21 protein-coding genes are annotated in these 23,391 nt (G+C 28.5%); 18 read left to right on the forward strand and 3 right to left on the reverse strand.

The window, feature by feature from the left end:
- Window positions 1-73 precede the first annotated feature (73 nt).
- From arcA to JNUCC81_RS00470, 6 genes are all read left to right on the forward strand, one after another.
- Complete coding sequence (arcA, locus tag JNUCC81_RS00445) at window positions 74-1,297, forward strand: arginine deiminase (protein ID WP_454094861.1); 1,224 nt, start codon at window positions 74-76, stop codon at window positions 1,295-1,297.
- 130 nt (window positions 1,298-1,427) lie between these two features.
- On the forward strand, window positions 1,428-2,423 hold the full coding sequence (gene argF, locus JNUCC81_RS00450; protein ID WP_454094862.1) for an ornithine carbamoyltransferase: 996 nt from the start codon (window positions 1,428-1,430) through the stop codon (window positions 2,421-2,423).
- Between the two features lie 190 nt (window positions 2,424-2,613).
- The gene (arcC, locus tag JNUCC81_RS00455) at window positions 2,614-3,549 is read left to right on the forward strand and encodes a carbamate kinase (RefSeq protein ID WP_208334326.1); all 936 of its coding nucleotides are present in this window, start codon (window positions 2,614-2,616) and stop codon (window positions 3,547-3,549) included.
- A 186-nt stretch (window positions 3,550-3,735) separates the two neighbouring features.
- Window positions 3,736-5,277: a YfcC family protein gene (locus JNUCC81_RS00460; RefSeq protein ID WP_454094863.1), complete on the forward strand. Its 1,542-nt coding sequence runs from the start codon at window positions 3,736-3,738 to the stop codon at window positions 5,275-5,277.
- Between the two features lie 100 nt (window positions 5,278-5,377).
- On the forward strand, window positions 5,378-5,788 hold the full coding sequence (locus JNUCC81_RS00465) for a hypothetical protein (RefSeq protein WP_454094864.1): 411 nt from the start codon (window positions 5,378-5,380) through the stop codon (window positions 5,786-5,788).
- A gap of 214 nt (window positions 5,789-6,002) precedes the next feature.
- Window positions 6,003-6,941, forward strand: coding sequence for an NAD-dependent epimerase/dehydratase family protein (locus JNUCC81_RS00470; protein WP_454094865.1), 939 nt, complete (start codon window positions 6,003-6,005; stop codon window positions 6,939-6,941).
- A 51-nt stretch (window positions 6,942-6,992) separates the two neighbouring features.
- On the opposite strand, the gene JNUCC81_RS00475 is transcribed toward JNUCC81_RS00470, so the two are convergent.
- Window positions 6,993-7,718: a tRNA 2-thiocytidine biosynthesis TtcA family protein gene (locus JNUCC81_RS00475; RefSeq protein WP_454094866.1), complete on the reverse strand. Its 726-nt coding sequence runs from the start codon at window positions 7,716-7,718 to the stop codon at window positions 6,993-6,995.
- Window positions 7,719-7,869: 151 nt separating this feature from the next.
- Between JNUCC81_RS00475 and JNUCC81_RS00480 the strand changes: the two genes are divergently transcribed.
- The 9 genes from JNUCC81_RS00480 (at window position 7,870) to JNUCC81_RS00520 (ending at window position 17,759) form a co-directional block, all read left to right on the forward strand.
- A complete protein-coding gene (locus JNUCC81_RS00480; protein WP_454094867.1) occupies window positions 7,870-8,532 on the forward strand; it encodes a M15 family metallopeptidase in 663 nt (220 codons plus the stop codon).
- A 103-nt stretch (window positions 8,533-8,635) separates the two neighbouring features.
- A complete protein-coding gene (locus tag JNUCC81_RS00485; RefSeq protein WP_454094868.1) occupies window positions 8,636-9,325 on the forward strand; it encodes a response regulator transcription factor in 690 nt (229 codons plus the stop codon).
- 247 nt (window positions 9,326-9,572) lie between these two features.
- Window positions 9,573-10,430 carry a HAMP domain-containing sensor histidine kinase gene (locus JNUCC81_RS00490; protein WP_454094869.1) on the forward strand — a complete coding sequence of 286 codons (858 nt, stop codon included), beginning with the start codon at window positions 9,573-9,575 and terminating at the stop codon, window positions 10,428-10,430.
- Between the two features lie 244 nt (window positions 10,431-10,674).
- Window positions 10,675-12,594, forward strand: coding sequence for an OPT family oligopeptide transporter (locus JNUCC81_RS00495; protein WP_454094870.1), 1,920 nt, complete (start codon window positions 10,675-10,677; stop codon window positions 12,592-12,594).
- Window positions 12,587-12,931 (forward strand): PqqD family peptide modification chaperone, encoded by a 345-nt coding sequence (locus JNUCC81_RS00500; RefSeq protein ID WP_454094871.1) that lies wholly within the window; start codon window positions 12,587-12,589, stop codon window positions 12,929-12,931. Before JNUCC81_RS00495 ends, JNUCC81_RS00500 begins: the two co-directional genes overlap by 8 nt.
- Window positions 12,932-13,136: 205 nt before the next feature.
- On the forward strand, window positions 13,137-13,592 hold the full coding sequence (locus JNUCC81_RS00505; protein ID WP_454094872.1) for an S-ribosylhomocysteine lyase: 456 nt from the start codon (window positions 13,137-13,139) through the stop codon (window positions 13,590-13,592).
- A gap of 5 nt (window positions 13,593-13,597) precedes the next feature.
- Window positions 13,598-14,314, forward strand: a complete 717-nt coding sequence (locus JNUCC81_RS00510) for a vitamin B12 dependent-methionine synthase activation domain-containing protein (protein WP_454094873.1) — start codon at window positions 13,598-13,600, stop codon at window positions 14,312-14,314.
- Complete coding sequence (locus tag JNUCC81_RS00515) at window positions 14,286-16,667, forward strand: homocysteine S-methyltransferase family protein (RefSeq protein ID WP_454094874.1); 2,382 nt, start codon at window positions 14,286-14,288, stop codon at window positions 16,665-16,667. Before JNUCC81_RS00510 ends, JNUCC81_RS00515 begins: the two co-directional genes overlap by 29 nt.
- Window positions 16,668-16,799: 132 nt before the next feature.
- Window positions 16,800-17,759, forward strand: coding sequence for a carbohydrate kinase family protein (locus tag JNUCC81_RS00520; RefSeq protein WP_454094875.1), 960 nt, complete (start codon window positions 16,800-16,802; stop codon window positions 17,757-17,759).
- Window positions 17,760-17,937: 178 nt separating this feature from the next.
- Here the strand turns inward: JNUCC81_RS00520 and hpf are convergent, their stop codons facing one another.
- Window positions 17,938-18,471, reverse strand: a complete 534-nt coding sequence (gene hpf, locus JNUCC81_RS00525) for a ribosome hibernation-promoting factor, HPF/YfiA family (protein WP_454094876.1) — start codon at window positions 18,469-18,471, stop codon at window positions 17,938-17,940.
- 288 nt (window positions 18,472-18,759) lie between these two features.
- Entirely contained in the window at window positions 18,760-19,989 is a 1,230-nt protein-coding gene (locus tag JNUCC81_RS00530) for an aminopeptidase (protein WP_454094877.1), read from the reverse strand.
- 273 nt (window positions 19,990-20,262) lie between these two features.
- Between JNUCC81_RS00530 and JNUCC81_RS00535 the strand changes: the two genes are divergently transcribed.
- The 3 genes from JNUCC81_RS00535 to pyrF all read left to right on the forward strand — a co-directional run bounded on the left by JNUCC81_RS00535 (window position 20,263) and on the right by pyrF (window position 23,381).
- On the forward strand, window positions 20,263-21,183 hold the full coding sequence (locus JNUCC81_RS00535) for a gamma-glutamylcyclotransferase family protein (protein WP_454094878.1): 921 nt from the start codon (window positions 20,263-20,265) through the stop codon (window positions 21,181-21,183).
- 185 nt (window positions 21,184-21,368) lie between these two features.
- Window positions 21,369-22,181, forward strand: a complete 813-nt coding sequence (locus JNUCC81_RS00540; RefSeq protein WP_454094879.1) for a nitroreductase family protein — start codon at window positions 21,369-21,371, stop codon at window positions 22,179-22,181.
- A 483-nt stretch (window positions 22,182-22,664) separates the two neighbouring features.
- Complete coding sequence (gene pyrF / locus JNUCC81_RS00545) at window positions 22,665-23,381, forward strand: orotidine-5'-phosphate decarboxylase (protein ID WP_454094880.1); 717 nt, start codon at window positions 22,665-22,667, stop codon at window positions 23,379-23,381.
- Window positions 23,382-23,391: the final 10 nt, after the last annotated feature.

Consider the following 23,391-nt stretch of genomic DNA (forward strand, 5'->3'; position numbering starts at 1 on the left):
ATACTATAGTTGTAATATTTATCAAATTGTAAATACTATTGATAAATATCATGACAGATGGAGAGGAATAGCTATGGGAATAAAAGTAACAAGTGAAATCAAACCACTTAAAAAAGTTCTACTTCATAAGCCAGGTGCTGAAATAGAAAATTTAACACCGGAATACCTAGAGAGATTATTATTTGATGATATTCCTTACTTAGAAGTAGCTCAACAAGAACATGATGCATTTGCGAATGTATTAAGAGAGAATGGTGTTGAAGTAGTATACCTACATGAATTAGCAGCTGAAGTTATAGCTGACGAAGAAATAAAAGAACAATTTATAAATCAATTTATACAAGAAGCTGGAATAGAAAGCCCAGAAGTACAAAAAAATGTGTACAACTTCTTAAAAGGTATAAAAAATAATGAAGAATTAATAAGAAAAACTATGGCTGGTATAAATAAAAAAGAATTACCAGAATTAGATAATAAAAGTTTAGCTGATTTAGTAGAAGATGATTATCCATTTGTGGCTGATCCAATGCCAAACTTATACTTCACAAGAGATCCATTTGCAAGTATAGGAAATGGAGTAAGTTTAAATAAAATGTATTCTGTAACTAGAAACAGAGAAACAATATACGCTGATTATATATTCAAATATCACAAAGACTTTAAAGGTCAAGTAGAAAGATTCTATGATAGAGATTTTGAATATCATATAGAAGGTGGAGATATATTAATATTAAATGAGAAAACATTAGCAATAGGTATATCTCAAAGAACTCAAGCTAATGCAATAGAGCATATAGCTAAACAAATATTCTTCAAAAGCAGCAACGATAAAATAGAAACAATATTAGCATTTAATATTCCAAATAATAGAGCTATGATGCATTTAGATACAGTATTTACTCAAATAGATGTTGATAAGTTCACTATACATCCAGGAATACAAGGACCTTTACAAGTATTCGAAGTAACTAAGGGAGATGTAGAAGGTAAATTAAATATAGTAGAAGTTAATGCTAAATTAGAAGAAATATTAGCTAAACACCTTGGAGTAGAAAAGGTTACATTAATCCAATGTGGTGGAGGAGATAAAGTTATAGCTGATAGAGAACAATGGAATGATGGATCAAATACATTATGTATTAAGCCAGGTGAAGTTGTCGTTTATTCTAGAAACTATATCACTAATAAAATATTAGTTGAAAATGGAATTAAAATTCACGTAATACCATCAAGTGAATTATCAAGAGGTCGTGGGGGCCCAAGATGTATGTCAATGCCTTTAGAGCGTGAAGAATAATATTTAAAAATATAAATAAAAAAAACTTCTTTAAAGACCCTTATTCAAAGGTCTTTAAAGAAGTAGCAAAATTAATTCGTTAAATTTAAAAATATACTAATATAATAACATATTTAGGAGGGTTTTTACAATGGCAGTTAACTTAAGAGGACGTTCATTTTTAAAATTATTAGATTTTTCTAGTGCAGAGATAAGATATTTATTAGACTTATCTAAAAACTTAAAAGACTTAAAAAGAGCTGGTGTAGTTAATAAAACTTTAAATGGTAAAAATGTAGCTATACTATTCGAAAAAGACTCAACTAGAACTAGATGCTCATTTGAAGTTGGAGCTATGGACTTAGGAATGGGTGTTACTTATCTAGGACCAACAGGTTCTCAAATGGGTAAAAAAGAATCTATAGCTGATACTGCTAGAGTTTTAGGAAGAATGTATGATGGTATAGAATATAGAGGATTCTCTCAAGAAATAGTTGAAGAATTAGCTCAATATGCAGGAGTACCAGTATGGAATGGGTTAACTGATGAATTCCATCCAACTCAAATGATAGCAGATTTATTAACTATAGAAGAAAAATTAGGAAGATTAAAAGGTGTAAACTTTGTTTACATGGGAGATGCTAGAAACAACATGGGTAACTCTTTAATGGTTGCTTGTGCTAAAATGGGATTAAACTTCACAGCTTGTGCTCCAAAAGAATTATTCCCTGCTGAAGAATTAGTTGCTACTTGTGAAGCAATAGCTAAAGAAAATGGATGCACTATAACATTAACTGAAGATGTTATGGCTGGAACTAAAAATGCTGATGTTATATACACTGATGTTTGGGTATCTATGGGAGAACCAGCTGAAGTTTGGGAAGCTAGAATTAAACAATTAATGCCATTCCAAGTTAACAAAGCTGTTATGGACAATGCTAACCCAGAAGCAATATTCATGCACTGTTTACCTGCATTCCATGACTTAAAAACTAAAGTTGGAGCAGAAATGGGTGAAAAATTCGGTATAACTGAAATGGAAGTTACTGACGAAGTATTTGAATCTAAGCAATCTGTTGTATTTGATGAAGCAGAAAACAGAATGCATACTATAAAAGCTATTATGGCTGCTACTGTAGGACAATAATAGTTAAAAAGATAAATTGATCACCTTCTAGTCGAAGGCATTTTATAAACGTGATTTAAGTATAACATTATAAATGGTGGTTAAATCTGTAAAAGTTGTATAATAGTAGTTTGATTAACCCCCACCTTATTTCGGAAATATAGATGGGGGTTATATTTATATAAAATACAAACAATAGGAGAATAATAATATGAAGAGACTGGTTATAGCTTTAGGGGGAAATGCACTAGGTAAAAATGCGGAAGAACAATTAGAGTTAGTTAAACAGACAGCTAAAACAATAGTTGACCTTGTTGAAGAAGGATACAATGTAATAGTGGGGCACGGAAATGGACCACAAGTAGGTATGATAAACCTAGCAATGGATTTTGCTGCTAATAATGGAGCAAATACTCCTATGATGCCATTTGCAGAATGTGGAGCTATGAGTCAAGGATATATAGGATATCACTTACAACAATCTATAAGAACTGAATTAAAAAGAAGAAATGTAAAGAAAAATGTTGCTACTATAGTAACTCAAGTTGTAGTTGATGAAAATGACGAAGCATTCAAAAACTTAACTAAACCAGTAGGTATGTTCTATAGTAAAGAAGAAGCGGATAAAATAGCAAAAGAAAAAGGATTTACTTTTGTTGAAGATGCAGGAAGAGGTTATAGAAGAGTTGTTGCTTCTCCACAACCACAAAAAATAGTTGAATTAGAAACTGTTAAACAATTAGTTGATGAAGGAACTATAGTTATAACTGTTGGTGGCGGTGGTATACCAGTAGTAGAAGGTAAAGACGAATCATTAACTGGTGTAGCTGCTGTTATAGATAAAGATAAATCAAGTGCTAAATTAGCTAAAGACCTTGATGCTGAAATGTTAGTTATACTTACTGCTGTTGATAGAGTTTGTATAAACTTTAATAAGCCAAACCAAGAAGAATTAGCATCTATAAACTTAGAAGAAGCTGATAAATATATAGAAGAAGGTCATTTCGCTAAAGGATCTATGCTACCTAAAGTAGAAGCTTGTGTAGATTTTGTAAAATCATCTACTAATGGTAAAGCCTTAATAACTTCTTTAGAAAAAGCTAAAGAAGCATTACATGGTTCTACAGGTACAATAATATCAAAATAATTTAGTTATTGATGTGAAAAAAAGGAAATGTTATTCTAAAAGAGAGTACCATTTCCTTTTATTGCTTAAAATATTTTAATATGAAATTATTTAGTGAACTTATATTGAGATATTCATATAATCTAAATTTCTAGTTTATATGTAATATATATTTTAATAAAATTAAAAGAGAAGGGGGATATACAGATGGCACAGGATAAGAAGAAGAAATTCAAATTCCCATCTGCATATACGGTATTATTAGCTATAATGATATCTATTGCAATAGTAACTCAATTTGTTCCTGGAGTTAAAAAAGCTCAAATAGCCGACTTAGTAATGGCTCCAGTTACAGGTATGGTAGGTGTAAAAGATTTAGATATGGATAAAGCTGTAAGTGCTGCTATGGAAGCAAAAGGAGTAGAAGGAGCACTACAGACAATAAATGACTATGATGGATCATACATGAGTGTATGGAATAATGGTCAACTTAAAGGAGCTATAGATGTTGCACTATTTGTGCTTATAATAGGAGGATTCCTAGGAGTTGTTACAAAAACAGGTGCTTTAGACGCTGGAGTTGGAGGACTTGTTAAAAAATTAAAAGGAAAAGAATTAATGCTAATACCAGTTCTAATGATAATATTCTCATTAGGTGGAACATCTTATGGTATGGCAGAAGAATCATTAGCTTTTTATGCATTAATAACTGCTACAATGATGGCAGCTGGATTTGACCCATTAGTAGCTGTTGCTACTATATTACTTGGAGCTGGTACTGGGGTTTTAGGATCAACAGTAAATCCATTTGCTGTTGGTGCTGCTGCTTCTGCTGCTGGTGCAGCTGGAGTAACTATAAACCAAGGTACTACTATAATGGTAGGTGTAGTATTATGGTTTGTAACTTTAGCAATATCAATAGCTTATGTGTTAAGATATGCTAAAAAAGTTAAAGCCGATAAAAATGCTACAATATTATCAAAGCATGAATTAGATCTAGCTCATGACGCTTTTGGTAAAAATACTGAAGAAGTATTAGAGTTAAATGGAAAAAGAAAAGTTGTTTTAGCGCTATTTGTATTTTCATTTATAGTTATGATAGCTGGTGTTATTCCATGGGGTGACTTTGGTATAACTATATTTGAAAATACTACTTCATGGTTAAACGGAGCTGCTTTAGGAACTTGGTGGTTCCCTGAATTAACAGTATGGTTCTTCTTAATGGCTGTTATAATAGGTGTAGTTTATAGAATGCCGGAAGACGATATAGTTAGTTCGTTTATAGCAGGAGCTGCAGATATGGTTGGAGTTGCTCTTGTAATAGGTGTATCAAGAGGAATATCTTTCATGATGGCAAATTCTGGATTAGATTTATATATATTAGATAAAGCGTCAGGAGTATTAAGTGGTGTATCAGGAATGTTATTTGCTAATATGGCTTATGTAATATACATAGCTTTATCATTCTTAATACCATCAACTTCAGGTTTAGCGTCAGTATCTATGCCAATATTTGCACCATTAGCACAAAAATTAAATATTGCTCCGGAAATAGTGGTTTCAGCATTCTCTGCTGGTTCTGGTATAGTAAACTTAATAACGCCTACATCAGGGGTTGTTATGGGTGGACTTGCAATATCTAAAGTAGACTACTCAACATGGGTAAAGTTTGCAACTAAGTTATTAGTAATGATATTTATAGCAACAGTAATAATTTTAGCAGCTGGATCAATGTTTTTAGGAGTATAAATATACAGATTTAATTATTTACAAAACCATAAAGCATTTTAACTAGCTTTATGGTTTTGTTTTTATAAAGACTTAGTAGTAAATAAGGTAGGTGGAAAAATTGGGTTTAGTTAGTTTCTTAAGTTATTTATATCTTGGATTTACGGTATTACTTATGTTTAAAAGAAATAGTATGGGAAAACTATATATGATATTTGGATTATTGACATTTATCTTTGTTATAGGATACTCTTCTATTCCAAGTCTTTCAAAGGGAATTCAAAGTTTTGGGATATTTATAATATTCTCATTAATGATTTTATTATTTGGATTAATGTGTGGTACAACTATTAAAATATTTAAAAAAAGTCATAGGGCTTCTCAGATAACATCAGTTGTAGCTTCAATAATATTGATACTAATACTATTTAATGTAGTTGGATGGATGTCTTATATGTATATCCCAGTTTTACTATATATGCTACAAGATAAGTTAAATAGTCGTATTGATAAGCTAGTAGAAGTAAAATAAATACTATATCAATAATTTAAATAATAAAGACCTCAAGACATCTTAGGATTGTTCATTTGTAGGTCTATTATTATGGCTAATTAAATCCAAAAATTAATATAAACTTTTAAAAATACTAAAATAATTAGTACATGTAGTATTTCATGCAAAAGAATTATGACATATAAAATGTTGATTTTAAGATAATTATATTTCTAGAGGGGGAAATTTTAACATGAAATCAATTTTAGTTATGGGTGGAAGTGACTTTATAGGCTCTACGCTTGCTAAATACTTAATAAAATCTGGATATGATGTAGATATACTTACAAGAGGAAAGAAGCTGGTAAAGTATAAAGGACTAAAAAAGCATATCTTATGTGATCGTAGAAAAAGAGAAGATATGGAAAAATCATTAAAAGGAAGTAGATATGAATATATATTTGATATGACAGCTTACTCTAAAGAGGATATAAAAAATCTTATAGACTTTGTAGATGTAAAATCATTAAAAAAATATATAGTTTTATCATCTGGAGCAGTTTATAAAGACAGTAGTAAAAGTGCTAAAGAAGATCATGAAAAAGGTGAAAATAATCATTGGGGAAAATATGGTCTAGATAAGAAAGAAACTGAAGATTTTGTTATAAATAGCGATATTCCATATATAATTATTAGGCCAACCTATATATATGGTCCTAACAATAATTTTTATAGAGAGTATTACTTCTTTGATAGAATATTACATAATAAAAAAATACCTGTGCCTTACGGAAAGGATGTAGTCAATCAATTTATATATATTGAAGACTTAGTAAAGGTATTAGAAAGTCTAATACATACAGATAAAGTTAGAGAAGCCTATAATGTAACGAATCCACAATTGATATCATGGAATGAACTAATAGAAACTTGTGGTTTTGTAGTAGGAAAATTACCTATAATAAAATATGTAGATATAAATAAGGTTAAATTTGAAGAGCGAAAATATTTTCCTTTTAGAAATATAGATTATAAGTTAGATATAGATAAATTAATAGAACATGGTCTTTACATACCAAATATTTTACTACATGAAGGTTTGCAAAAAACATATGAATGGTATAGTATAAAAAGGCCAAAAATTTATGATGAAAAAATGGATAAGGTCGAAGATATTATAAATATAGTCTAAAAACGAGGTAGTATATAAAAAGCATGAATAAATATCCATGCTTTTTATATACTATTTTATTTTATCTTTATCCCATATAAATAATTTATCAGAATTATTTAAAGCTCCAAATATATTTTTTTTAGCGCCAGGTATTTCTTTATTTAATCTAGCTACAAGTTCTTTTATATCTTGTCTTTTTGTAAGTCCATCTGCTGGACAAGGATTTTCAATAACTGGATAGTTATATTCTTTTGTAGCCTTCTTAGTCATCCATTCTTCTATATATATCATGGGCCTTATTATAGTTATATTTTGTTTATCCATAGTTGACTTTGGAGAGAAACAAGATACTCTACCTTCGTAAACCATTGACATTAAAAATGTTTCTATTGCATCATCTTTATGATGTCCAAGTGCAACTTTAGTACATCCTAGTTCTTTAGCTGTACTATTTAGTGCACCACGTCTTAAATTAGCACATAATGAGCATGGATTTTTTTCTTTTCTTATGTCAAATACAATTTCTTTTATATCAGTTTGTACTTCATGAAACTCTACATCTAACTCTTCACATAATTTGTATAATGGAGAATTATCTACTCCACCAGGATTTAGGGTTATAGCTATTAATTCAAATTTTTGTGGAGAGAATCGTTGGTAGTTTTTTAGTATATGAAGTAATGTCAAGCTATCCTTTCCACCTGAAAGCCCAACTGCTACTTTATCGTTATCTTGTATCATATCAAAATCCTGTATAGCTTGACGAGCTTTACTAAGAAGTTTTTGCATAGTCATATTTATATCCTCCATTAAAAATTAATAAACTTAAGATTTCTTAAGAATTACTTATAATTTACTTAAAATCTATCCTTTAAAATTAACCTATGAAAATTCGCTATCACTAAATTTAATTAGGATTAGCAAAGTTAAAGGGAGAAGATAGATTATGAAAAAAATTAAGTTTATATTACCAATTATAGTTATTTTAGCAGTTACAGTTATTTTATTTAAAGTTTTAACACCAGAAAAAATATCAAATAAAAGTAACTCAAATATTATAACAAACACATTATTAGTAAACAATGATAATAAACTGGATAAAAACTATAAACCGATTAATAGTGATATACCAAGTATACCATTTATTGATAGTTCAACAGATGAAGAAAAGCAAATGGAAGAAATAGCATCAAAATCAGTAGAAAAATTATTTAATAAAGCTAAAGAAGAAGGTATAAAATTCTTGGCTACATCTGCATATAGGTCTTATGCATCTCAAAAAGAAATATATACAAAGAAAGTTATTTCAGACGGAATAAAAAAGGCAAATGAATATGTAGCTAAGCCTGGGACGAGTGAACATCAAACTGGATTATGCATAGATGTAACTAATGAAGATAGATGGTTTGTAGGAAGTACAAAGGAAGCTATATGGTTAGCAGAAAATGCTCATAAGTTTGGATTCATAATAAGGTACCCAAAAGGAAAAGAAGATGTAACGGGAAAGTCTTATGAGCCATGGCATATAAGATATGTAGGAAAAGATATAGCAAAAGAAATACATATAAATAATTTAACATTAGAAGAATATATAGCTAGAAAAAATTAAATAAAAAAGAAGAAAGTATACTATAATTGTTCTATGTGAAACTTTATCAAATATTGTAGATAGGTTTCATAAAAACAAACTATATGGATAAGGATGATAAATTTTGAAAAATAAAGTACTTGTAGTAGACGATGAAAAAGAAATTAGAAACCTTTTAGAAATATACTTGCTAAACGAAGGATATGATGTAATAAAATCTGAGAACGGAAGAGAAGCTTTAAATATATTAGATAAAGAAGATATACAATTAATGATACTAGATATAATGATGCCGGGCATAGATGGAATAGAGGTTTGTAAAGTAGTAAGAGAAAAGTTAGATATTCCTATATTAATGTTAAGTGCTAAATCTGAAGATATGGATAAAATACAAGGAATAATGACAGGTGCAGATGATTATATGACAAAGCCTTTTAATCCTTTAGAACTTACAGTTAGAGTAAAATCCTTACTTAGAAGAGCTTATTATTTTAATAATAAATTAAAGTCTAATAAAAGTATAATAGAAATAGAGAATCTAAGTATAGATAAAAGTAAGCATAAAGTTATGATTGGAGAAATAGAGGTAGTTTTAACATCTAGAGAATTTGATATTTTATATTTATTAGCTAGTAATAGAGGAAGGGTTTTCAGTACAGAAGAGATTTTTGAGAAGGTATGGAAAGAGCAATACTACCAATCTAATAATACAGTAATGGTACACATGAGTAGGATAAGAGAAAAAATAGAAAGGTATGCAGGTAATAAAATAATACATACTGTATGGGGAGTGGGATATAAAATTGAAAAATAAAAGAATTTTATTTGAATATGCTTTTAAACCAATAATATATTTTATAATTAGTGGACTTATAGGTTTTGGCACAATTTATGTAATATACTCTAAATTAATAAATATGTATATAGATAATTACAGTAAAATACCAAGGTTTATCATTAGCTCAGTTAACATATTTTTGTATATAAAAAATAATTTTTTAGGGAATTTAATATATTTAATATTAATTATTTTAATTGTTATACCTATATATTTATTACTTATGAAGAAAAAGATTAATGGTATAAGTGAGATTATAAATACAACTAATATTATGGCTAATGGAGATTTAAATCAAACTATACAAACAGAATCTAAAGATGAAATTGAAGAGCTAGCAAATAATATTAATAGCATAGTTTCACAGTTAAGAAATATAACGATAGAAGAAAGACGAGCCCAACAAACTAAAACAGATTTAATAACTAATGTATCTCACGACTTAAGAACGCCTTTAACATCTATAATAGGCTATTTAGGTCTTATAGAAGAGGATAAATATAAAGATGAAGTTGAACTTCGATATTATACAACTATCGCATATAAAAAGTCTAAGAACTTAAATATACTTATAAATGACTTATTTGAACTTACAAAGATGCAAAACAATACTATACGATTAGATAAAATTGATATAAACTTAGTAGAGCTATTAGGACAAATAGTATCTCAATTTGAGTATGAATTTAGTAAAGAAAATGTAAAAGTAAGAACTGATTTTTCAGAAGATAGATTATTAGTAAATGTAGATCCATCAAAGCTAGTAAGAGCATTTGAAAATTTAATAAATAATGCTATGAAGTATGGTAATGATGGAAAATATATAGATGTAGAAACAAGAAAGCAAGATAATATGGCTATAGTTAAAATTATAAACTATGGAGAGCCTATACCTTCTTTAGATTTACCTCACATATTTGATAGATTTTATAGGGTAGAGAAATCTAGAAATAGAAATGATGGTGGATCAGGACTTGGACTTGCAATTACTAAAAATATAATAGATTTACATGGTGGCAGTATTGAAGTTAAAAGTGATAGTATAAGTACTATCTTTGAAATAAGATTAAAGTTGATATAAAAATATCCTGTATAAGTAAATATACAGGATATTTTTAATTTGAATATAGTATACGTATAAAGATAATTATGAATAATTAGAATAATTTGATAAAGTACGTTTAAAAATTATAAATTTTTTTATTTAATTCGGACTTATAAGAACATAAAAACTTAAGTAATGTTAAATTATAGTAATTTATATTGTAATTAGTTAGAAAAAATACTATAATATTTCCAACTACATAAAAAGGGGGAGGATTTAGTTGAATAAAAAACTATCTAAAGACGCATATGGAGGCGTATCTGGAAAAGATTATGTTCCATATGTAACAGATAAGTCTAAAACAGGTGGAAATATGGCAGTACTTATTATAGGTATTATTTTAGCCGCTGTTTTTGCTGCTTCTACAACATACTCTGGTATGAAGGCAGGTCTTACAGTTGCAGCCGGTATTCCAGGTTCTATTTTAGGTTCAGCATTTGTGGGAGTATTTGCTAGAAAAAAAGGAATACTTGGTAAAAATATAATTCAAAGTATGTCAAGTGGTGGAGAATCATTTGCAAGTGGTGCAATATTTGTATTACCAGCTGTTATTTTAATAGGTAGTCAAATAACTTTTATACAGGGGATAGCTGTTGGTGTTGGTGGAGTTTTATTTGGTATTGGTGCAGCATCTCTTGTTCATAACTATTTAATTGTTGAAGAACATGGTAAACTAATGTATCCAGAAGCTATGGCTATTTCTGAGACTCTTGTTGCCTCAGATACTGGAGGAGAATCAATCAAGTATATGGGTATTGGTTTTGGAATAGGTGGTGTAATAACTGGTTTAACAAGTTCATTTTTTAATATAACTAATAATTTAATTAGTTTTGTTGGAAGTAAATTTTATAAATGGAAATTTGAAGTTGAAGTAAATCCTCTTCTTTTAGGAATCGGATTTATTGTAGGATTAGAAGTATCTTTAACAATGTTTGCTGGATCTATATTATCAAACTTTGGTATTACACCTTTAATTGGTTATTTTACGGATATGGCTGGTGAAGGTGCAAAATTATGGAATGACCCTTCTATTTCAATTAGCCAGTTAGATGTTAATGGAATTGCAGGAAACTATGTAAAATATATAGGCGCAGGTATGATGCTTTGTGGCGGTATTATAGGAGCAGTAAAACTTATACCAACTATTATTGCATCTATTAGTGAGACACTTAAAGCAAAATCAGGATCTGAAGATGGTGGAGATTCTTCATCTATGCAAATTTTAATTTTATTAGGTGGTATTGTTATTGGATTTATTGCAGCATTTTTAATTTCTGGTAATATTTTAATGGCAATTGTTGGAGCGATTGCTTCTTTAGTACTATCTTTATTATTTGTTATTGTTGCAGGAAGATTAACAGGTACAATAGGGACATCAAATCTTCCAGTATCTGGTATGACAATTGCATCTCTAGTTATTGTAACTTTAATATTTGTTTCTATGGGATGGAAAAGCCAAGCAGATAATAAATCATTACTTTTATTTGGATCATTTATAGTTGTTGCTATTTCTATGGCTGGTGGTTATAGTCAATCTCAGAAAGCGACTTTTATTATAGGTGGTAATAAAAATGAAGTACAACGTTATTTTACAATTGCTGGTATTGTAGGGGCTATAGTTGCTATAGGTACAATCCTAATACTTACTGATCAACTTAAAGATACTGTTAATCCACAATTTGCTCTACCGCAAGCAAATTTAATGTCAACACTTACTTCTGGTATAATGTCAGGTAAATTACCATGGGTTATGATTATTGCTGGTGTGTTTATGGCAATAGTTTTATACTTATTAGAATTACCAATTATGACTGTTGCTATAGGTTTTTACTTACCAATTTCAACAACTTCTATAATTTTAGTTGGAGCACTAATACGTGTATTCATTGAAAAGACTTCTAAAAGTGATAGAGAAAAAGAAGTTAAAGTTGAAAATGGTGTAAGTTTATCTTCTGGTCTTGTTGCAGGAGGTTCTATAATTGGATTAATAGGTATAATATTACAAGTAACAGGGGTTATAAAAGCAGGCTCACCAAGTGGATTTGCTGCAGGAAACACAATGGCCATTTTATTACTAATTGCTTTAGTTATTCTTTCAACACTACCTCTTATTTCATCAAAAGTAAAGCGCGATGAATAACGATGAAAACGATTTAAAAATAATATTTAAAATTTCTGATGTTGTTGAATATGAAGTGAGTAAAGATGGTTTAGTAACTGTACTTGAAAAACAAGATCACTGGATTCAAAAGTTTGTAAGAAAATTAAAAGTAAATATTCCTATGTATAAAAAAATTATATTAGATGAATATAGTAGTTATGTATTTTTACAAATTGATAGTGAGAAAACTGTTAAAGAAATTGGAGAAAGTTTAGATTTTAAATATGGCGAAAAATCTCATCCAATATATGAAAGATTACTACTATTTTTAGATTATATTGAATCAAGTTGTAAGTATATTGAGAGAATAAATTAATAAATAAAACTAGCTTAAAGATTAAGGCTATCTTGATTTTTAGGCTAGTTTTTTTATATACAATATAAATATGATGTGTTTAACATATTTAATTAAAATTTAACTAAAATGAGAAATATAATTTTTATATAAAAAATTGCTAATATATACTTGTTATGAAGTATAATATTATCATACAAAAAAATAAGTATCGGAGGATAATAAAATGCAAAAAGTAGAAAGTTTTAAATTAGATCATACAAAAGTAAGAGCGCCATATATAAGAAAATGTTGTGTATTAGATGGAGCAAAAGGGGATAAGGTAACAAAGTTTGACTTAAGATTCTTACAACCTAATTCAGATACTTTTGGTACAGCTGCAATACATGGATTAGAACATTTATTAGCTACTTACCTAAGAGAAACACTAGATAATATAATAGATTTATCACCAATGGGATGTAGAACAGGATTCTATTTAATAATGTGGGGGGAAGTTGAACCACAAACTGTAAAAGAAGGATTAGAAAAAGCTTTAGAAATGGTATTAGAATCAGATAAAATGCCAGCTGCTACTGCTGTCGAATGTGGAAACTACAAAGATTTATCTTTATTCGGAGCTAAAGAATATGCTAGAGAAGCTCTACAAAAAGGATTTTCTCTTAATATATACGGAGAATAATTAGTATGAGAAATGACCCTTTTAATCTAATTAATATAAATAAAAGTGAAGTTTTAAGATATTTAGAGTACAAAGGTCAGGACATCAGTGATAATCTTAAAAATACTATTAATGAATGTATAAAGTTAACTAAAGATAGGATAAACCCTCGATATATGTTGAGGGTTTATCCTATATTAAGAAAAAAAGAAAATAATGAGATAGAGGTTAAGGGAAGCAATCTTAAATTTTCAAGTAAAGATTTATATAAACTACTTGAAAACTGTGATGAATGTATAATAATTGCAACAACAATAGGTATGGAAATTGAGAAAGAAATAAGAAAACATTCATATACAGAGCTTACAAAAAGCATAATTTTAGACTCATGTGCGACTACTGCTATAGAAGAGCTTTGTGATTTAATACAAGAAGATCTAAAGCTTAAATTATCAAATCAAGGAAAATACATAACCAATAGATATAGTCCGGGATATGGAGATTTATCTATTGATACAAATATAGAGATTATAAATTTCTTAAACTCACCTAAAGAAATTGGCTTAACAATTACAGATAATAAAATTATGATACCAAGAAAATCAGTTATCGCTATAATTGGAATATCAAATAGCAAAATTAAAGTTGAAAATAAATCGTGCTTGAATTGTAAAAATTACGATAGCTGTAGATATAAAAAAGGGGATGAAGTTTGTGGAGATAAGAGGGTATATAAAAAATAATATATTAATATTTGATGGCGCAATGGGAACAATGCTTCAGCAAAAAGGATTAAAAATAGGTGAGAATCCAGAAGTATTTGGACTAAAAAATCCAGATAAACTTTTAGAGATTCATAAAGATTATCTGAAATCTGGATCAAATGTATTAACAACTAATACATTCGGGGCAAATGAAATTAAGTTAGATAAATTAGGATACACAGTAGAAGAAATCGTAGATAACGCTATTTGTGTAGCAAAAAAAGCAATAGAAGAAGTAGATAAATCGAAGCCTAGATATGTAGCTTTAGATATAGGACCGATAGGTGAAATGTTAGAGCCTATGGGTACTTTGAGTTTTGATAGAGCTTATGAAATATTTAAACGACAAGCAATTCAAGGAGAAAAATCAGGAGCAAATCTTATAATAATTGAAACAATGATGGATTTGTATGAAGCTAAAGCAGCAGTGTTAGCAGTAAAAGAAAATACGAATCTTCCTTTATTTGTAACTATGACATTTGATGGAAATGGAAGAAGTTTTACAGGGTGTATGCCAGAAAGTATGGTTGCAACTATTGAAGGGTTAGGAGTAGACGCAATAGGAGTAAATTGTTCTTTGGGACCTAAACAATTATTACCTATAGTTGAAAAAATAGCAAAAATTACTTCATTACCAGTTATAGTTCAAGCAAATGCAGGGCTACCAGATATAATAGATGGAAATGCTATTTATAATGTTAAAGAAGATGAATTTTTTGAAGGAGTTAAAAAATTTATAAAAGTAGGAGCATCTATTATAGGAGGGTGTTGTGGAACAAATCCTAAATTTATAAAGAAAATATGTGATAACTTAGATTCTCTACATAAGGTTAATGTTGATAAAAAAATTAAAAGCGTAGTTTGTTCACCTTCTAAATACTTAGAAATCCTCTCTCCTATAGTTATAGGAGAGAGGATAAACCCAACAGGTAAAAAACTTTTAAAAGAAGCTCTTAAAAGTGAAAGTTTAGATTATATAATAAATCTAGCATTAGACCAAGTTAATTGCGGAGCTGAAATTTTAAATGTTAATGTAGGTTTACCAGAGATAGATGAAAAAAGAATGATGCCTAAAGTTATAAAGGAAATACAGTCTATAATAGATACTCCACTACAGATAGACTCATCAAATATAGATGCCCTAGAGCAAGGATTAAGATATTATAATGGAAAAACAATTGCAAATTCAGTAAACGGAAAAGATGAATCATTAGACACAATACTTCCTATAGTTAAAAAATATGGAGCATGTGTAGTTGGACTTACACTAGATGAAGATGGAATTCCAAATACAGCAAAGAAGAGATATGAAATAGCTAAAAAAATAGTAGATAAAGCGATATCTTATGGAATAAAAAAAGATGATATATTTATAGATTGTTTATCTTTAACAGTATCAGCAGGGCAAGATGAATCTATGGTAACTTTAGAATGTATAAAAATGGTTAAGGAAAAACTTGGTGTTAAAACTATATTAGGAGTATCGAATATTTCATTTGGTCTGCCAAATAGAAAAGCACTAAATAATTTATATTTAACTTTAGCGTTAAACTATGGACTTGATTTACCCATAATAAATCCTAATGAATCTAGTAGCATGGAAGTTATAAATTCTTATAAAGTTATAAAAAACATAGATAAAGGTTGTAGAAATTATATAGAAAAATATAATGGTTATAATAGCAAAAAAGAGGTAAAAACTGTTGATGCAGATATTACACTAGATAAAGTAATTGAAAGAGGATTAAAAGAAGAGGCAAAGCCAATGACACTAAATCTTTTAGAAAAATATGATGAAAATTATATTTTAGATGAAATTTTAATACCTGCACTAGATATAGTAGGTAAAAAATATGATAGTGGAGAAATATTCTTACCTCAATTAATACAATCTGCTGAGACTGTGAAAGTATCACTAAATGTTATTAAAGAGAGCTTACTAAAAGAAAATAATAATACAATGTCTAAGGGAAAAATAATAGTTGCTACAGTAAAAGGTGATATTCATGACATTGGTAAAAATATAGTGAAGATAATGTTAGAGAATTACGGATATGAAGTTATTGATTTAGGGAAAGATGTGCCTATAGATGAAGTTGTTAATCAAGCGAAAAATCAAAATATAAAACTTGTAGGTCTTAGTGCATTAATGACAACTACTGTAAATAGTATGAAAGAAACAATTAAAGCACTAAGAGAAAATGAGATAGACGCAAAAGTATTTGTAGGAGGGGCTGTACTTACAGAAGAATACGCAAAAGATTTAGGCGCAGATTACTATTCAAAGGATGCAAAATCAGCAGTTGAGATAGCTAAAATGAATTTTTTATAAAAAATAAGGGGGAAGTACCCTTTATTTTTTTGTAAAAATCTGTATAACTCATAATAAAATGCAAAATATGTAGAAAAACCTCGCAATTATATGATAAAATGGATAGGTGATTTTTAGGGAGGGTAAACAACGATGATTGAAAATGTAGCGCCTTATTCATTAGTTTTCGGAGTATCAGTTTTTGATATATGCGGATTTACGGATAGAAATTATAGATGCAATGACTCAAATCCTGGAAAAGTAAGCACTTCTTTTGGTGGTGTCTGTAGAAATATTGCTGAATGCATGGCAAGAGTAGGAGTTAATACTAAATTCATATCTATTTTAGGTGATGATGAAACAGGAACTAGAATGATGGAACATTCTAAAGTAATGAATTACGATATGAGTGATTCGTTAATAGTAAAAAATGCTAACACACCAACTTATATGGCCATTTTAGATGAGCAAGGAGAAATGGTATCTGCCGTAGTAGACATGAAGATAATAGATATGTTTACTACAGACTTTATAGATTCAAAATCAGAGATAATAAAAAATTCAGAGTATATGATACTAGATTCAGATAGACCTGATATAGTAGAGTATATAATAAAAACTTTTAAAGGGGATACTAATTTTATATTAGACCCAGTGTCTGCGGCTAAAGCGAAAAATGTGAAACATTTAATAAATGATTTTCATACAATAAAGCCAAATAGATATGAGGCTGAAATAATGTGTGGATTTAAGATAAAAAATGATGAAGATTTAAGAAAAGCTGGGAAATATTTTATAGATTTAGGAATTAAAAATGTGTTTATAACACTAGATGAAGATGGTATATACTATAATAACGGAAAAGAAGAAGGAAAAATAAAAGCTAACGATGTAGAAGTAGTAAATGTTACAGGGGCAGGAGATTCTTTTGTTGCTGGAATAGCTAGTGGTTACATGAATAGTATTGATTTAGTAAATACTGTTAAGTATGCTATATCTATGTCTTCAATAACTATATCTACAAAAGAAACTATACATCCAGATATGTGCCACGAATTAGTAAAGGAATATATGGAAAAAATAGACTGGACAGAAGTAAATTATAAGAAATAATAAATTTACTAAATGCAATTATTTATATATAATAGAAGTATAAAGTTATTAGATAGAAATTAGTCTATACTATATAGGTTAATTAATATAAAAAAATTTGTCGTCAACATTAAAAAGGTATTATCTTAAAATGAGATTAATCATTAATAGATAATACCTTTTTTCATATATTAAGCAATTAGAATTGCTCGATTAGCCCATAACCATCATGTCTTTTATATACTATGCTTACATCTTCAGTATCTAAATCTCTAAAAATAAAGAAGTTGTGACCTAATAAATCCATTTGTACAATAGCGTCTTCTGCTGTCATTGGTTTATCTAGTGTAAATTTCTTTCTTCTCTTTATATTATTTCCTTCTTCTATATCATAAGCTATAGGGTCTTCTATATTATCAAATCTTATACTTTCATTTCTTCTATTTTTTCTAGATAGTTGAGTTTTTAATTTTCTAATTTGTTTATAAAGTTTATCGCAAACTATATCTATTGCAGAATATAGATTTTCCTCTGAATCTTCAGCTCTAAGAATTGTACCACTTTTAGTGAATATTGTTGCTTCAATCTTTTGATTTTTCTTCTTAACATCAATTTTAACGTGAATATCTGTGTCATCATTTATATATTTTTCTAGCTTCATAAATGTATTTTCTATCTTTGATTTTATAGCATCAGTTAATTCAATTTTTTTAGAAGTTATTTTTAATTCCATAAGTACAATCCTCCAATATTTAATCTTTATTTAATTAACTCCAAGTATTTACTTGGATGAAATTAGTAAATTAATTCATTTTAAAGTTATACCTTTAACCTCTTATGTAGTGGTGTTTTTATAATCTTATTTATGATTTAATTGTAGAGCTTAAATACTAATATTAAAAGACTATTAATTTATATTTTTTTTTGGTAAAATATTGAATATACGGTGTGAATTAAAAATTCAAATAAAAAAAGTATCCATATATGTGGATACTTTTTTTATTTATAATTAAAATTTTTATTAGAAAGCCCAATTTCCGTCTTTGAATACTTGAACTTCTTCTTCATCATGAGTTATACCAATTATATCTAAATCTGATGATCCAATCATAAAGTCAACATGAGTTAAACTATTATTTACACCATAATTATCTAGTTCATCATCTTTTAATTCATCTCCACCTTCTATACAAGTTCTATATGCAGAACCAAGCGCAAAGTGGCAAGATGCATTTTCATCATATAAAGTATTGTAAAATACTATATTAGTATCTGATATAGGTGATTTAAATGGAACTAATGCAACCTCTCCTAAATAATGAGAACCTTCATCTGTGTCTATAAGTTTTCCTAACGTTTCTTTACCCTTCTCTGCAGTAAAGTCTACTATCTTACCATCTTTGAAAGTTAAGGCAAAATTATCTATAACATTACCACCATAAACTAGTGGCTTAGTACTATGAACAACTCCATTTACTTTAAATTTATGAGGCATAGAGAAAACTTCTTCAGTTGGCATATTAGCATTAAATTCTACACCACTTGGGTCCTCAGAAGCCCCACTTAACCATATATGACCTTCAGGTAAATCTAAAGTAAGATTAGTTTTAGAAGATTTATATTTTAAAGTTTTAAAGTTTTTGTCATTTAAGAAATTCATTCTTAGTTTTAAATCTGCATTGTGCTTAGCCCAAGCTTCAACAGCATCTTGACCATCGACTCTTGAACACTTAAATATAGCATCCCATAACTTTTCTACAGCTTCTTTTGGATCTAAATCAGGGAACACTTTCTTAGCCCAAGGTTGTGTTGGAACAGAAACTATACTCCATTTACACTTGTCAGATAAAGTATAAGATCTCCATTCCTTTAAAGCCATAGCAGAAGCTTTTTGGAAGTTTGCTACTCTTTGAGGATCAACATCTTTTAATAAGTCAGGATTTTGAGCATAAATAGTTAAAAATGCTCCTCCTTCTTTTGCTATATCTACATATTGATCAGCTGTCCATTTTGGGAACTCATTAAATGTTTCTTCAGGCGCATTTAAATATTTGATTAAAGTACATTCTTCATCTGACCACTCGATATGTACATTTTTAGCTCCACATTTATAAGCGTGTTCTGTAACTTTTCTTACAAATGGTGCACATTCTATTGGTGATCTAACTAGCAATGTTTGATTTGGTTGTATATTTACACCGACTTTAACTGCTAGTTTAGCATATTCATCTAAATTTCTTTCAAAATTCATATTATGACCTCCTATTATGTGGTAAAAAATTCTTTTAATTATATTTTAGTACATATTTGTATTAATGATACTAAAAATCTAAATAAAATATATTAAAAAATCATTTTAAACTTTAATTATATTGACATATAAAATATAATTTGTTATTTTAAGAAAGGGTAAGTTTAGTTATATTTAACTTAATACTTAGAAAAACAAAACGAATATATATAAATACTAAATATTTACAATAACTAAACTTATATAAATAAAAATAAATTTGGAGGAAAGACAATGAAAAAAATTTTATTAGGTTCTTTATTATCTGCACTTATATTAACTTTAACTGGATGTAGTACTCCTAAAGAAGAAGTTGAAAATATAAATAAGGTATTTGTTTATGGAAGCTTAAGGAGTGACATGTTTAACTATGATGTTTATTTAGATGGAAAAGTTGAGGAAAATAAAAAAGCTACAATTAAAGGAGATTTATTTCACTTAGATAATAAAGGATATCCAGCTATAGTACCAGGAGATGGAGAAGTAATAGGGGAGCTGATGACATTTAAAGATTTCAAATCCACATTAAAAGACTTAGATGAATTAGAAGCTTATGTAGAAGGTGAAGAAACTGAAAATGAATATAATAGAAAGATTGTAGATGTAAAACTTGAAGATGGTAGTATAGAAAAAGCATATTACTATGAGTACAACCCATCAGCAGATTACAATAAAGATGATAAACTAATAGAGGTTGAAAATGGTGATTGGAAATTGTATATGGACAATATAAAAGTTGAAAGAGTATTCGTATACGGGAGTCTAAGAAGTGATATGTTCAATTATAAAACTCACTTAGATGGTAAAGTTAAAGAAAGTATAAAAGGAACAATAAATGGAGATTTATTCCATATAGAAAATAAAGGATATCCAGCAGTAGTACCAGGAGATGGAGAAGTTGCTGGAGAATTAATGACATTTAAAGATTTTGAATCTGTATTAAAAGAACTTGATGAACTAGAAGCTTATGAAAAAGGACAAGAGAGTGAAAATGAATATAATAGAAAAATTGTAAATGTAAAGATTGCAGAAGGTACGGTTATAAAAGCATATTACTATGAGTATAATCCATCAGCAGATTATAATAAAGATGATAAATTAGTTGAAGTTAAAAATGGCGACTGGAAACAGTATATGGAAGAAAATAAAAAATAAATTATAAATATAAATTTAGGCATAGATTTAATCTATGTCTTTTTTATTTTTAAATAAATTACAGTATTGAAATATACAAAAACTTAAAAAGAATTTATAATATAATATATGATTTTGTAAAATATTAATGAAATTTGAAGGAATAATAAAAATTACTATAGATGTATAGTAATGAGGAGGACATAATGGATATATACGATGCTATTTTTTATAGAAAAACTACAAAAAAATATTCTAATATAAATGTAAAAGAGGGTTTAATAGAAGAAATAAAATATATATGTAACAATATTGATTATTTAAATAAAAATTTGAATATTAAAGCTCATGTAGTAGAAAGAGGACATTTAATTAATTTTCTAATGGGGAGAAAATGTAGCATAAAGGCACCTCACTATATTGTTGTAACATCTAACAAGGGAGATGATTACTTACAAAATATAGGGTATGCTATGGAAAGCGTAGTTTTAAAGTTAACCAGTTTGGGGATAGCTACTTGTTGGCTAGAATGTAAATTGAAAAGAGAAGACATATTAGAATTTATTGAATTAGAAGAAGCAAATGATTATGAAGAAGATGAAGAAAACGTAGATCAAAACTTAGAAGAACCAGTTTCTATAATAGCTTTTGGATATCCTGAAAGAAATGAAAGATTGTTTAAATCTATAGATGAAGATTCAAAGATAGATAGAAAGCGTATAAAACATATAGCTAGAAAATTAGATAGAAAATGGATTAAAGTTTTAAATGCAGTAAGACTATCACCTTCTATAAAAAATTGCCAACCATGGATGTTTTATAATAAGCAAGATGAGTTATATATTTATGAAGAAAGACAGAAAAAGGTTATTGAAAATATGAGTAAGATAAGTATGGGAATAGCTCTTAGACATTTTGATATAGCGTGTGATAAATATGGAATAGATGTAAGCTATGAAAAAACAAAAGCTAAGAAGAAGATGGGGAAAGATTATTTCATGACAGTTACTTTAAAATAGCAATAATAAAAAATTTACTTTGCTCATGTTGACGACATATTGATTAAATTTATTATAAAATATAAAGAATAATTGAAAGAATAGTTGACACAAAAAGGAATAAATGTGATAATTGTATACAAAGATAAAGCTTTAAAATATCCCAGAGAGGATATGAAGCAATTAAAACTAACAATAAAACTCCTTGAAAGTAGTCCAGAGAGGCTAAAAAGGTTAAATATAAACAATTATTTAAACTTGTATTTACAACCTCTAGCTGGATTAGTTAGAGGTTTTTTAATGAAATTTTTTACTGAAAATATAAAATAAAAATATAATAAAGTCTTTTAAACTAGTCCTGAGAGGCTGGGAAAGATATCTGCATAGATAAAATCCTTATACCTCTTTTTGGTGTAAGGATTTTTTTAGCAACGGACGAAGTCGTTGGAGAAATGAGCACAGCGAATTTTTGTTTTGGGCTTTATTAAAGAAGGAGAAATTACAATGATAAATGGAAAAGAAAAGTTAATAGTTGCAATTGATACTAATGAATTTGATAAAGCTAAGGAATTAATAGATAAATTAGAAGATAGCGTTGATATATTTAAAGTGGGACTTGAACAATACGTAGCAACTAGAGGGAAGACAGTGGATTACTTAAATGAAAAAAGGAAGAAAATTTTCTTAGACCTTAAGTTTCATGATATACCAAATACTATGCAAAGCGCAGTAAGAGCTGCAGTAAGAGATAATGTATGGTTAATGACAATACATGTATCTGATATGGAAGGTATGAGACAATGTGCTATAGCTGCTAAAGAAGAAGCAGAGAGATTGAATATAGAAAAGCCGATAATAGTAGGGGTTACAGTTTTAACATCACTAAGCGATAAAGATTTATCTGATATAGGGTGCAATATGACTACAGAAGAATTAGCTATAAAGAGAGCTAAATTAGCTAAAGAATCTGGAATAGATGGAATAGTTTGTTCAGCTAAAGAAGTAGATAAAATAGTTGAGGCATGTGGTTCTAACTTTGTAACAGTATGCCCAGGAATAAGACCTAAGACTGCTGAAGCAGGAGACCAAAAAAGAGTTGTTACTCCAGCTGATGCAATAAATAAAGGGGCTCACTATTTAGTAGTTGGAAGACCTATAACTAAAGCAGAAAATCCAAAAGAAGCTGCAATAAGTATAGTAAATGAAATAGAAAACGCTTAGGAGGTAGGTC

It is taken from the genome of Faecalimicrobium sp. JNUCC 81, assembly GCF_053667625.1.